13 protein-coding genes are annotated in these 13,053 nt (G+C 55.7%); 7 read left to right on the top strand and 6 right to left on the bottom strand.

The genetic code is table 11. The features are described from left to right. The first annotated feature begins 56 nt into the window (after positions 1-56). Together CJP46_RS29605 and CJP46_RS29600 are read left to right on the top strand one after the other, a co-directional pair. Positions 57-683, top strand: coding sequence for an AIM24 family protein (locus tag CJP46_RS29605; RefSeq protein ID WP_179281395.1), 627 nt, complete (start codon positions 57-59; stop codon positions 681-683). 109 nt (positions 684-792) lie between these two features. Further along, positions 793-2,058 (top strand): MFS transporter, encoded by a 1,266-nt coding sequence (locus CJP46_RS29600; protein ID WP_094599236.1) that lies wholly within the window; start codon positions 793-795, stop codon positions 2,056-2,058. 172 nt (positions 2,059-2,230) lie between these two features. Here the strand turns inward: CJP46_RS29600 and CJP46_RS29595 are convergent, their stop codons facing one another. After that, entirely contained in the window at positions 2,231-3,136 is a 906-nt protein-coding gene (locus CJP46_RS29595) for an EcsC family protein (protein WP_094599235.1), read from the bottom strand. A gap of 118 nt (positions 3,137-3,254) precedes the next feature. After that, positions 3,255-3,710 carry an Lrp/AsnC family transcriptional regulator gene (locus CJP46_RS29590; RefSeq protein WP_094599234.1) on the bottom strand — a complete coding sequence of 152 codons (456 nt, stop codon included), beginning with the start codon at positions 3,708-3,710 and terminating at the stop codon, positions 3,255-3,257. Positions 3,711-3,937: 227 nt separating this feature from the next. Here CJP46_RS29590 and CJP46_RS29585 point away from each other — a divergent pair, with 227 nt between their 5' ends. Further along, positions 3,938-4,777 carry a sulfite exporter TauE/SafE family protein gene (locus tag CJP46_RS29585; RefSeq protein WP_094599233.1) on the top strand — a complete coding sequence of 280 codons (840 nt, stop codon included), beginning with the start codon at positions 3,938-3,940 and terminating at the stop codon, positions 4,775-4,777. Beyond that, positions 4,774-5,151, top strand: coding sequence for a DUF1634 domain-containing protein (locus CJP46_RS29580; protein ID WP_094599232.1), 378 nt, complete (start codon positions 4,774-4,776; stop codon positions 5,149-5,151). Before CJP46_RS29585 ends, CJP46_RS29580 begins: the two co-directional genes overlap by 4 nt. Positions 5,152-5,206: 55 nt before the next feature. Here CJP46_RS29580 and CJP46_RS29575 read toward each other — a convergent pair whose 3' ends face one another. From CJP46_RS29575 to CJP46_RS29565, 3 genes are all read right to left on the bottom strand, one after another. Next, on the bottom strand, positions 5,207-6,757 hold the full coding sequence (locus CJP46_RS29575; RefSeq protein WP_094599231.1) for a potassium/proton antiporter: 1,551 nt from the start codon (positions 6,755-6,757) through the stop codon (positions 5,207-5,209). Between the two features lie 289 nt (positions 6,758-7,046). Next, on the bottom strand, positions 7,047-8,744 hold the full coding sequence (gene ilvD / locus CJP46_RS29570; protein ID WP_094599230.1) for a dihydroxy-acid dehydratase: 1,698 nt from the start codon (positions 8,742-8,744) through the stop codon (positions 7,047-7,049). Then, on the bottom strand, positions 8,741-9,436 hold the full coding sequence (locus tag CJP46_RS29565; RefSeq protein WP_094599229.1) for a GntR family transcriptional regulator: 696 nt from the start codon (positions 9,434-9,436) through the stop codon (positions 8,741-8,743). Before CJP46_RS29565 ends, ilvD begins: the two co-directional genes overlap by 4 nt. A gap of 154 nt (positions 9,437-9,590) precedes the next feature. Here CJP46_RS29565 and CJP46_RS29560 point away from each other — a divergent pair, with 154 nt between their 5' ends. Continuing rightward, complete coding sequence (locus CJP46_RS29560; RefSeq protein ID WP_094599228.1) at positions 9,591-9,965, top strand: winged helix-turn-helix transcriptional regulator; 375 nt, start codon at positions 9,591-9,593, stop codon at positions 9,963-9,965. Positions 9,966-10,173: 208 nt separating this feature from the next. On the opposite strand, the gene CJP46_RS29555 is transcribed toward CJP46_RS29560, so the two are convergent. Further along, positions 10,174-11,250, bottom strand: a complete 1,077-nt coding sequence (locus tag CJP46_RS29555) for an SDR family oxidoreductase (protein WP_094599227.1) — start codon at positions 11,248-11,250, stop codon at positions 10,174-10,176. 252 nt (positions 11,251-11,502) lie between these two features. On the opposite strand from CJP46_RS29555, the gene CJP46_RS29550 reads away from it, so the two are divergent. Together CJP46_RS29550 and CJP46_RS29545 are read left to right on the top strand one after the other, a co-directional pair. Continuing rightward, complete coding sequence (locus CJP46_RS29550; protein WP_179281383.1) at positions 11,503-12,633, top strand: GNAT family N-acetyltransferase; 1,131 nt, start codon at positions 11,503-11,505, stop codon at positions 12,631-12,633. Positions 12,634-12,765: 132 nt separating this feature from the next. Further along, positions 12,766-13,053, top strand: a 288-nt coding sequence (locus CJP46_RS29545; RefSeq protein WP_094599428.1) for a helix-turn-helix domain-containing protein, incomplete at its 3' end; no start/stop codon positions are given.

Genomic DNA, 13,053 nt, shown 5'->3' with positions numbered 1-13,053 from the left:
ATGCAAGCCCGGACAGCGGACAAGCCGTGTCCTTCCTGCTGGAACAAGGGGAAGAGATGCACTTTCTGCATCCGGAACAGATCATCGCTTACAGGGGACCATCCGACGGGCGCAGCGACCGGCTGATGAACATCAAGGGGATGTACCGGAAGAAAAAGCTGATCCAGGCGGATATGAGAGGCAGCTGCAGTTTTACCGCAGCACTTCCACCCGGCTACAGCGTTAAGCCGATTAAGCTTACAGGCGGCAGCGATTTGCTGTACGACCTGCGGCATTTATTTTTCTACAGCTCCGGCATCACCATGAAAACGCGTATCTTGAGCGCAAAGAACATGCTGATTACCCGTGACGCCGTCAAAGTGAAATTCGCCGGGACAGGCACGATCGGCGTCCTGACCGAAGGAATGGTCTTGGAGGCGGAGCTTCATCCGGCCGAGCCGCTGTATGTTGACGCGGGAAGCGTGATCGCATACCCCGAGAATGCCAAGCTCGACCTGACGGTTTACGGCAACACGCTGGCCAGCCAGCATATGAATTACCATTTTAAAATGACGGGAGTGGGGACGGTTCTGTTTCAGGCCGGACACCGGAGCAGCCACCTGGAGAAGGACCTGAACAACGACGGACTGATCAAACGGGTACTGCGGGAGATCATTCCGTTTGGGGGAGTTTTTATCAAGTAGGGGTATACGCTTTACCTGCATCTGACATATAATCTCCTTAAATATTCCGAACGAAAGAGGACTGACATGTTAAGCCGATCCATCTCGAGTTCAATCACAAGGAGGTAACATGTCCGTTCAAACGATGACCAAGACTTCGCCGCCAGGGGGACAGCAGCCGCTGACTCAGCCGGATATGTCGGCCACGGTCTATCGGATCCTCATCGCCATCAGTCTCGTGCATTTGTTTAATGACTCGATCCAATCCGTCATCCCGGCGATCTTCCCGATTCTGAAATCGTCCATGCACCTGACCTATACGCAGATCGGGATCATTTCCTTTGCAATCAACTTTACGTCCTCCATCATGCAGCCGGTGGTCGGATGGTTCGCCGACCGTAAGCCGACGCCCGCGCTGCTCCCGATCGGGATGGGTTTCACCTTTACAGGGATGCTGCTGATGGCCTTTGCCACCACCTATCCGGCCGTGCTTCTGGCTGTCGTGTTCGTGGGCCTGGGTTCGGCCGCATTCCATCCGGAAGGCTCGAGGGTGTCCCACATGGCCTCCGGAGCGCGCCGAGGTCTGGCCCAGTCGATCTTCCAGGTTGGCGGCAACGCCGGGCAGTCCCTGGCTCCCGTGCTGACGATGTGGATTTTCATTCCGCTCGGCCTGTTTGGCTCGATCTGGTTTACCGTCGTCGCCGCAGCCGGCATTGCGGTCCAAATCTTTATCGCCAGATGGTACGGCAACCGCCTGCGCAGCGGGGCATACCAGAAGAAGAAAACGCAGCCGCGCCAGCTGCGTCCGGAAGTGCGCTCCCGGATCCGCTTTGCGATCGTGCTGCTGGTGCTGCTCGTTTTCGTCCGTTCCTGGTACAGCTCGTCCATCAGCACGTTCTTTTCGTTTTATCTCATGGAGAACTTCCATCTCTCCGTGAGCGATGCGCAGGTTTACATTTTCCTGTTCCTTGCGGCTGGCGCGGTCGGTACGTTCTTCGGCGGACCGCTGGCCGACCGGTTCGGCAAACGGAACATGATTTTCTGTTCGATGATCCTGGCAGCGCCGCTGGCCATCCTTCTGCCTTATGCGAATCTGTTCTGGTCCGGCGTGCTGCTGGCGTTCATCGGGCTGATCGTCTTCTCCAGCTTCTCGGTGACGGTCGTGTACGCTCAGATGCTGTTCCCCGGCAAAATCGGAACCGTCTCCGGTCTGATTACCGGCCTGGCTTTCGGCATGGGTGGCCTTGGCGCACTCGTGCTGGGCAAGTGGACCGATATCGTGGACATTACGACCGTCATGCAGATATGCAGCTTCCTGCCGCTGCTCGGCATTCTGACCTACCTGCTGCCGTCCGACAAGCTCCTGAATCGGTGGTCCGAGGGAACGGAAGCCTGATCCAGGCTGTACGCCAAACGTATCGATTTGTCAAAAAGGACTGCTCCGGGCTTTGGGATAAGCCAGGAGGCAGTCCTTTTTTTCATGACGGCGCCTGTGTGGATCAATTGATAAACCGGACAGGACCAAAGTTAAGGCAGCCCCCTGCAAGTCCTGCCCCGCCTTACCGGTCTTATATGTCGCCATCCTTGGAATCCTGCTGCTCCGAGCGCAGCCGGGTCACAATCCGGCGCTTCTTGTACAGCATTTTTCCGGCTGCTGCCACATCCTCAATCGTGCCTTTGTTGCTGATGGATCCGAAGAGAATGCCCGCAATCGGCACAAGCTGGAACAGCTTTTTCCATCCGAAGCTGTCACGGTACGTTTGCACCACTTCCCGCCAGCCCTGGATCTGGGACATCACTTGGACCGGCGCATGGTCTCCGTCGAACTGTCCAAGCTCGTCCAGCACCGCCTTCTTGCCGACGATGTCGGCCGATGCGAACTGCAGGCACTTGACGATAAACAGGCGTTCCTTCTCATCCCTCGGATCGTAACCGTAACAGACGGCGATCTCCTGCAGCACCTTCAAGGAGAGGCCCAGCACCGCGGGGATGTCGATGGCCAGCGTCAATACGCCGCCGATGCCCGTTGTCGCCCCTTGGGCGGCGGCAAACTTGGCTCGGCTGGCGGCCAACTCGTCCGCCACACTGTCCATAACCGCAAGCGGCAAATTCGCCGCCCCGGCCAGCGTCAGGCCGCCCTCATCCCCGCCGTCACGCCCATCGCCCGGTTCAGGTACCGGGCCCTCCAGACCGCCTCCCATAAGCGAATGCGTCCGCTCAAGCTTTTTGAGAATGGATCTGCGCTGTACTAAATACTGCCCGCCAGTCTGCAGAAACCGTCCGAGCTCGCCAAGCCCTTCAGCCAGCTTGTCCTGAATCACTTTGGGCGTCAGCCGGTCCAGCAGCATAAACGGCAGCCGGCTCCATCGTTCCCAAAACCACGCGCTTTTCTGATCCTTTTCCCATTTTCCAATCCGCCTCAATTCCTGCTCCAGCTGCTCTTTGGTCTCCAATCTTCCAGGCACCTCCCTCATTATTGTTCAACGATTACTCAGCCCGTATCCGCCTTCCGTTCACCATCCGGTTAACCGGGTTGGCCGATGGGCATGATGAACAAGATGGACCGCAGAATACAACAGCATGATGCCGCGTTTAGATCTGTATGCCTTCCCGCTCCTTGAACCGGCGGATCAAAAACTCGCTGTGCACGTTGGTGATCCCCTCCACCGTTTTGAGCTTCCGCAAATAATGCTCCACATGCTCCTGGTCATCCATCAGCGCATGGACATGCAGGTGCGGGCCGCCGCTCATTTGGTATACGCTCGTGATTTCGTCATCCGCCAGCAGCGTTTCGGCAACGGTCTCAAGCAGGCTCCACTCCACTTCGATCAAGAAGTATACCGACATGCTTTTCCCGGCCTTGAGCGGGTTGACGATCACCGTAAATTTATCGATGATTCCTTGCTCCATGAGGCCGTTGACCCGTTCCCGCACGGCAGCCCGCGTCAGGTTTACAAAACGTCCGAGCTCGGCATGGCTGAGCCTGCCGTTATCGAGCAGATGATCCAGAATCATATTGTCTTTCTCGTCCAAATGTTTAAATTTCATAGCTTTCTTCCTCTCCCGACATAAACTTCATTTATTCGCGTATATACATTGTAAAAAGATTTCGCAAAAATATAGTCCGTTTGTATGTTCATTATTATACAAACGGTGTATAATGAATCCGTTCCACGGCACCCGGATGCGAAAAGCCCCGTGTTTTTAGTGTACAGGGACACAGCGGGAGAGCGCAATCCGGACTCCTATTTTCAGACACAGGCAGGTGTACTTATGTGATTACGTTATCTTTGGAAATTTTGCTCATCTCCATTCTGGCCGGCATCGTCGGATCGGTGCTGGGGCTCGGAGGCGGCATTATCGTCACGCCGGCGCTGACGCTTCTTTTCGGCGTCAGCATCGAGCATGCCATCGGCGCCAGCATCATATCCGTTATCGCCACTTCAAGCGGCTCTGCCATCGCATACATCCGCGACCGGATCACCAATATGAGGGTCGGGATGTTTCTGGAAATCGCCACGACCATCGGGGCGATCACCGGAGCGTTTATCGGCGGCATTATCGCCCCCGATCTTCTCTATATCATTTTCGGGCTGCTGCTTATCTACTCCGCGTTTAATATGATCAAGAAGAAGAGCGAAGGTGCCGCCGGTGAGGTCAGCATGAGCCCCGCCGCCAAGAAGCTCCGGCTTGAAGGAAGCTATTATGATAAAGCCATCAAGCAGGACGTCCCTTATCATGCCGGAAACGTTTATGGGGGTTTCTCCGTCATGTATGGTGCGGGAATCGTATCCGGCCTGCTCGGCATCGGCAGCGGCAGCTTCAAAGTGCTGGCCATGGACGTGTTCATGAAGCTTCCTTTGAAAGTATCGACCGCTACCAGCAACTTCATGATGGGCGTGACCGGCGCGGCCAGCGCTGGGGTTTACCTGCTGCGCGGGGATATCGACCCCCACATCGCTGGACCGGTGGCTCTCGGCGTTCTGGCCGGAGCGACCATCGGTGCGCAAATTATGCAGCGCCTGAAGAGCAAGACGATCCGCCTGCTGTTCATTCCGGTACTGGTGTACGTGGCCGTGCAGATGATTTGGGAAGGAGTGGGACTGACCAAATGAGCGAACCGAAAGAGCGACAGCAAGAGAAGGATATTTTGGAGGTGGAGCTGGCCGTCAGCCGCTGGCTCCGGGTCGGCGTCGTGCTGAGCGCGGTCGTTATCATCGCAGGACTGCTGCTCTTCTTGATTCAAGGAAGCAGCGGTTACCCAGGCAGCTCCTACCCGCACAGCCTTCCCGATATTGTGAGCGGGATCGCGTCATTCAAGCCTTACGCAGTCATCACGGCCGGATTGATCCTTCTGATTTTGACCCCCGTGCTGCGCGTCGCCATCTCGATCTGGGTATTTGTGCGCGAAGGCGACAAGCTGTATACGGGGATTACCACCCTGGTGCTCCTCATCCTGATTATCAGCTTCATCCTGGGAAAAGCTTGAGTCGCCGGCTTTCCAAAAAGCCCTGCTTCTTCGCAAAGAAGGCAGGGCTTTTGTGTTAAGTTTCCTTTTCCGGAGGGTCGTCCGGGTCTTTAGGCGGTATGATGTTGGTCGCCTCCTCAGGCCTCTGCTTCTCCTCATTGAGATGGACAACCGGGAGTGCAGGCGAGGTCAGAATCGCCTTTACCTGTTTCCGTTTCACCTTCGGGCTCAGCACATACACCGTATCTCCCGACTCGATCCTCGTGTTTCCGCGCGGAGCGATGATCTGTTCGTTTCGGATGATCGCCGTAAACAAAATGTCCTCCGGCAGGTCGAGCTCGGAAATTTCCTTGCCGGCAATCGCCATCGTATCGTTGACGTCCACATGGTTGATCTCCGACTTCGCCTTGCCCAAAGCCGTCAGTTCCAGGAGCGAAGGATTGGTTGGTTTGATTTCCCCTGCCAGCCCCAATCTCCCCGCAAACGGGGAGATCGTCGCCCCCTGAATAATGGCCGAGGTCAGCACGACGAAAAACACCACGTTAAAAAACAGCCGCCCGTGCTCCATTTCCGCCAGCATCGGATAGGTCGCCAGCACGATCGGTACGGCTCCGCGCAGGCCGGCCCAGGAAATGAGCAGCTTTTCCCGGAAGGAATACCTCATCCCGAGCGTGCTGAGAAAGACGCCGACCGGCCTTGCAATCAGCATGAGGATCAGGGAGAGCAGCAGACCTTCTCCGACGATGCCCGGCAGCTCGGTCGGAAAGACGAGCAGGCCGAGCAGCACGAACATGACGATCTGCATCATCCAGCCGAACCCCTGGTTAAAATGCATGATCGAGCGCCCATAGGCCAAATCGGAATTGCCCATTACGATAGCCGTCACATAGACGGCGAGGAGCCCGCTGCCGTGGATCACGGAGGTGGCACTGTACGCCAGAATGGCGAAACCGAGCGCCATGACGGGATACAGGCCGGACGAATCGAAATTGATTTTGTTGATGACGTAGACGGCCAGCCTGCCGATGAGCAGACCCATGATCAGGCCGATTCCCATTTCCCAGAAAAACGACAGGATCATTTGGAAAATTTCCGCCTCGGGATGCTGATAGTATTCGATCAGGGAGACGGTAAGAAAGACGGCCATCGGGTCGTTGCTGCCGGATTCGGCTTCCAGGGTGGAGGTCAGGCGCTTTTTTATATTTTTCCCTCCAAGCACGGAAAACACCGCGGCCGCATCCGTCGATCCGACGATGGCACCGAAGAGAAAGGCTTCCACCCAGGACACGCCCAAAATATACTTGGCGCAGACGCCCACAATAAAGGTCGTGAGAAGTACCCCCACCGTCGCCAGCGACAGGGCCGGCTTGATGACCGGCTTAATGTCCTCAAACTTCGTCTGCATCCCCCCTTCGAACAAAATGACGATCAGGGCTAAAATCCCGACGATCTGGGTAATGAGGACGTTGTCGAAATAAACGAACCGCGTAATCATCATGCCGACGACAATAAACAGCACAAGGGCCGGCATGCCGAATCTCGATGAAAATTTGGTGGTCAGAACGCCGACGAGCAGCAGACCAGCCATTAAAAGCACAAGTGAATTAACCAGTGTTGTGGAATCCAAGCAGCCTCGCCTCTTTAACATGGAATGTAAATAAACCTTAATTCGGTTGTGAACAAGGAAAATTGTCCTAGTTATATATAAACCATGTGCATATCGTTACAAACAAAAGAGGTTTCTCCATCCGTCATTTGCCGTCACTTCGGCGATTAGTAGAGCACAGAGGAAACGGTGAATCATGGGTCTACAATTTCCAAATTAAGGCGGATTTATGCGGGCTATTCTATTCGAAGCTTCTGTGGCAACTGTAAAAAGGGGGCGCCGCTTCTGCCCGCGGTGCCCCCTGCTTTGTTTAAACATCTCCATCCGTTACGGCTCCTTTGGAAGCCGAGGATACGAGCCGCGCATACTTCCGCAGCACGGCGGCGGAATGCTTCCGCTGCGGCTGGAGCCATTGCTTCGCCCTGTTCTCTAGTTCCTCAGGGCTGACCTTCATATTGATTTCTTGGGTTTCGCTGTCGATCGTAATGATGTCCCCCTCCCGGAGAAGGGCGATCGGGCCGCCGACCTGAGCTTCCGGAGCCACGTGTCCGACCACAAAACCGTGCGAGCCGCCGGAAAACCGGCCGTCGGTCAGAAGCGCCACGTCGCCGCCCAGTCCTTTGCCCACAATCATGGCGGTGACGGACAGCATTTCCGGCATGCCCGGACCACCCTTCGGTCCGCAATAGCGGATGACGACGACATCCCCTTTCCGGATACGGTCGTTCACGATCGCGTCCGTAGCTTCCTCTTCACTGTCAAATACGCGGGCAGGCCCGGTAAATGACAGGTTGCTCAGGCCGGACATTTTGGCTACGGCCCCTTCCGGCGCCAAATTGCCTTTCAGCAGGACGAGCGGCCCGGTAGGCTTCAGCGGCTGATCCAGCGGTCTGACGACATCCTGGCCGCTCCGCAGCGGCTGCACCGCTGCCAAATTTTCCGCGATCGTATGCCCGGTTACGGTGATGCAATCACCGTGAAGAAGGCCCGCTTCGAGCAGCAGCTTCATGACCGCAGGGACACCCCCGGCATCGCTCAGATCCTGCATCATGTACCGGCCGCTCGGTTTCAAGTCGGCAAGATGCGGCACCTTCTTGCGAATCCGCTCGAAATCGTCGATGGTCAGATCGACCTGAACCGAATGGGCGATGGCCAGCAGATGCAGAAAGGCGTTGGTCGATCCTCCCAAGGCCATGACGACGGTAATAGCGTTCTCGAATGCTTTTTTCGTCATAATGTCTCTCGGATAAATGCCTTTGTCGAGGAGCTGGATGACCGTCTCCCCCGCCCTCGCGCACTCGTCGGCTTTACCGCTTGCTACAGCCGCCGTCGACGAGGAACCGGGCAGGCTCATGCCCATCGCCTCCGCAGCCGCAGCCATGGTATTGGCCGTGTACATCCCTCCGCAGGCTCCGGCACCCGGACAAACATGGCGCTCGATTTGATGGAGCTCCTCGGGGCTCATTTTGCCGTCATGGTATTGTCCGACTGCTTCGAAGGCCGTCACGATATTTACGTCCCGGCCGTTCAGCGATCCAGGCTGGATGGTGCCTCCGTATACGTATACAGCCGGAAGATTCATGCGGCCGATGGCCATCAGGCAGGCCGGCGTATTCTTGTCGCACCCGCCGATTGCTACCAGGCCGTCAAAACGCTCGGCGTTCACGACGGTTTCAATCGAGTCGGCAATAATTTCGCGGCTGGGCAGCGAAAACAGCATGCCTTCATGCCCCATCGAAATGCCGTCGGAAACGGTGATCGTATTGAAAATGAGCGGAGCCCCGCCGCCGGCCGAGGCGCCCTTCTTGGCTTCCCTGGCCAATTCATCAATATGCATATTGCAGGGCGTCACTTCGCTCCAGGTGCTGGCTACTCCGATCATCGGTTTCTTGAAATCCTCGTCCTTAAATCCGACCGCCCGGAGCATGGCCCGGTTCGGTACACGGTTTACGCCCTCACTGATAACTTTGCTGCGGATACGCAGATCACGTGGATCTTGACTCGTCATTTCTGCATGTCTCCTTCCGACTGGTTTTGAATGAATGCATAAAGCTCCTTCATCGGTCTCAGCAGGTTTTGTTTCATCACCGACGCAGCCAACACCGCATCCTTTTTCTCGAACGACTTAATGATTTGGGCATGCTCTTCTACCGAAGCAGCGGTTGCCGATACCGGCTGGGCCAAAAAAACATACTTGAACCTCCGAATGTGGATTTGCAGCGAAGCGCTGAAGGATGCGACATAAGCATTATCCGAAGCGTCCACAATCAGATTATGAAACTGCTCGTCGAGCTCCATCGCCTGGTACGGCTGCCCCTGCTCGATCGCGGCGGCGAAATCGGCGTTAAGCCCCTTCAGCTGTTCGATTTGCTCGGCCGAAATATGGGTTGCCGCCGTTTCAGCCGCCAGGGAATGCAGCGCCGCCAAGGTAGCGTACATTTTCAGAATGTCATCCTTCTCGACGGTCTGGACGCGCGTGTCCCTTCCCGGATGCATTTCCACCAGTCCCTGAACTTCCAGCAGCTGCAGCGCCTCGCGCACGGGGGTTCGGGAAACCCCCAGAGCCTCCGCCAACTCGGAGTCCACCAGCTTTTCTCCAGGATGCAGGGTGCCGTCAATGATCCATCTCTGAATTTGGCTGAGGGCCCGCTCCTTGGCGGTCATCCGCATGGGTGAGGAATAACTTTGGGGAATCGGCATGATCGTTCACTCCTTTATCTTATGTATGCAATATATCGCATACATATATTAAATTCAAGAACAAAAATGAAATGCCCTCCTATTCCCCGTCGCTTGTTACGCGGATCGTAGCAAACATGCTATATTTGAAGTAATTAAACGGAGGTGCGAACGTATGGATCAACCGGTGAAAATATACAATACGGCGGTGGAAGTAACCCTGGAGGTGATCGGTGGGAAGTGGAAGCCGGTCATCTTGTTTCATCTGACCTTCGGCAAAAAGCGGAACAATGAGCTCCTACACCTCATTCCTTCCATTACCCAGAAAATGCTGACCCAGCATTTGCGCGAACTGGAAGACGAGGGCATCATTCACCGCATTATCTACAATGAGGTTCCTCCCAAGGTCGAGTATGAACTGACCGAATACGGCTGGAGCATGAAGGAGCTATTGCATATGATGTGCCGATGGGGAGAAATGCATATCGATAAAAAGTACCAGGGAAATGCGGCTATCAGAGAAAACTCCCGCTTGGAGTCTGCGCCGTAACAAGCAGGTTGTCCGGCTGCAAGGGCAGGCCCAAGCCTGGCCATCGGCAGATCCGTGGTTTGAAGACACCGGCGGCGGCGCACTCTGGGCATTTCTCTGAAGAATCAGAAGCATGCATAAACAAAGAGGCTGCATTCCTGCAAGATCAGGAGCAGCCTCTCTTTTTTAAACAATAGGATATTATAGGTCTGGGGACCAAACAAACACATTACGGAATGACCTTACGCCGGCGCAAATCATCGAAAATGCTCATGAACATCTCTTCCGTATCCACGTACTCATGGAAGCCAAAGCGGCGCGCTTTGGTCCCGTCGGCGAAGAAATCGTAATCCCAGGAGAAGACGAAGTCGCCGAAGCCCCAGGAGGAAACCTCTTGATAGGAATGAGTCTCCAGCCCGTGCTTTTGGATCATGTCATTCCACAGCGGCTCCTTGTCGGCCATAACGACATCCAGGGACATCTGAAGGGGCGGCGCCGTCTCCATTCCGAAGTAAGCGGCGATTTTCGGCCACATTTCGTTCCAGCGGAACAAATCCCCGTTATTGATATTGAACGCCTGATTCGCGCACCGCGGATCGGTTGCGGCCCACACGGTGGCTTTAGCAAGAAGCCCGGCATCGGTGACCTCCATCAGCGTATGATAGGCCCCCGGTTTTCCCGGAAAACGGAGCGGAATGCCCAGTTCCTTGGAGATGGACGCGTACACGGCGATGACCATAGCCAGATTCATCGGATTGCCTAAGGCAAAGCCCGCTACCACCGAAGGCCGAATGGCCGACCAGGTCCAAGCCTTCCCCTGCTGCCGTTTCTCCAAAAACTGCTGCTGATCCACATTAAACTCGGGCGGCATATGGCCGGCGTCCGATTCCTTAGCCGGGGTTTTGAACGGGCCGAGATGCGCACCGTACACTTTGTACCCCTGCATCAGGCTGACATGCCGCAGTCCCGGCGATCCTGCTTCGACCGCCTCGACGCTGTTGACCAGCATGGCCAGGTTTGGCGCCACCAGCTCGGCCCAGGTCGGACGGTCCTGATAAGCGGCGTAGAAAAGATGCGTTACCTCGGGAAGCGCCCCCAGGCGGCGCCGGGCGTCTTCCGGGTCCAACAGATCTGCCGCGATATAGCGGACCCGCTCCCGGTCCTCCCCTCCCCTCCGGGATACCCCGATCACTTCCCAATCCGGCAGTGTCAGCAAATAGTCGATGAGATTGCGTCCAATCACCCCATTGGCCCCGACGACCAGTGCCACTTTCCGTTCTTCCTTAACCGATTTATGATCATTCATGGAATGTCAGCTCCTTTGTATATTGTGCTTCGTGATGTCTCTATTGTGCACCCGGATTGCCTCCTCGGGAAGTACGCACTTTAAAGTCATTTAAGCACTTTTTTGTAACGTTGGAGCAGACAGCGGCTTTTCGGACATCCAGGACTTTCGACAAAGGAAACTGATAATCCCATCTTCACTTTATCCGCATAGAGGACTATACTTATTCTCGACCTAGACAACAAGCATGACGGATGAGGAGGCATGTATAACTTGAAGATTCGGCTGCTCTATTCGAGTGAATTAAAACAGGCGGCAGACCTGTCGGACCTTGTATTTGGCAAGCCTGGCCAGCCTTCTATGGGCAAATCGTTTCCGGCCCTTTTTCAACCGGGCATCAGCCATTCATACGGCGCGTTTACGGACGAGGGCGAGCTGGTGGCGTTTATGGGACTGGCCCCGGACGTGATGCGGATCGGGGAAGCCAGGCTGAACGTGTTCAGCATCGGCTCGGTATGCACACACCCCGACTACCGCGGGCAAAATCTGGCCAGCACCCTTCTGGCGGAATGCATGAAACATGCACAACGCTCCGGGGCTTCCCTTGTATTCGTATCCGGAGGCCGCTCCCTGTACCGCCGGGCGGACTGTTACGATTTTGGCAGAGTCCATTATGCCATGCTGGATAACGGCAGCGCCTCAGCCCTTTTGCAACCGGATACAGACCATTGGAGCATCAGCCCCATGCAGCCGGAGGATACCTTCGGCATTTCCGGAATCATCTCCGGCACTTCTCCGGCCTATGAGCAGGGACCCGCACAGCTGCTCACGCTGCTTGGCAGCAGCGCGATTGCCGATATCACCTTGATGCGCCAAGAGACGCTTATAGCCCGCAGAAACGGCACCGTGGAAGCTTTTCTGGCTGCGGCCGTTCCGACGGTTCAACCATCTGTGCCGGCAGGCGAACCGGCCAAGGCCGTCGAGTGGGGAGGCCATCCGCAGGCGGTCGCTCGGCTGCTGGCCGAAACGCTGCAGCGCCAATCGGCTCAGCGGTTGGAGGTTCCCGTGCCTTGGCAGGAGCAAACCCTGCTAAATCTGCTGCAGCAGGCCGGCGCCGCGGTGAAATCCGGCCCGAACAGCGGCACCGTATGGATCGCAGATGCCCAAAGCCTTCTCACGCAGTGTTCCCCGCTGCTCAAGGTGGACTGGAAATCCTTTATCCGCATCGAAGAAGCTGCCGGCGGCAGATCATACACGTTAACGAACAAGGGGCAAGAACTCGTGCTGGATGACAGCGGTTTACTGTCGCTTCTGTTTGATCCCGAGTCCCCCCACCTGGCATGGGCACCGGAAGCCTTCGGTACGATACCTCTGCCTTATTTGGCCGGACTGCATTATATCTGACGGCAGCGGATACAGCGCTGATGCATACGTGTTCAGCCCAAAGAAAAGGAGCCCTCCGGGAACTGATATTATCCCCTTTGAGTAGACAAGTGCTAAGAAAGCGCACTAAAGTTTACTTGGAGGGGATTTTTCATGGGCGAAATTCGGAAGACATATTCTGTTGAGTTTAAGCAAAAGGCAGTTCAGTTGTACTTGCATAAAGGTATGGGATATAAAAGTGTGGCCAAAGAGCTAGGGATTACCCACAAATCTGTTCAGCGGTGGGTGAAGTACTTTCAAGAGGAAGGAACACATGGACTGGAAGAGAAGCGAGGAAAAGCTGGAGGTCCCTTGAAAGGAAGGCCTCGAACGCGTGAACAGAGCGTGGATGCAGAGCTCCACCGGCTACGAGCAGAGAACGAATACTTAAAAAAGCTGTGG

It is taken from the genome of Paenibacillus sp. XY044 (assembly GCF_002257645.1).
Taxonomy (GTDB): domain Bacteria; phylum Bacillota; class Bacilli; order Paenibacillales; family Paenibacillaceae; genus Paenibacillus_AQ.
Note: the sequence above shows the minus strand (reverse complement) of the source record. Positions and strands in the feature narration are given on the sequence as shown.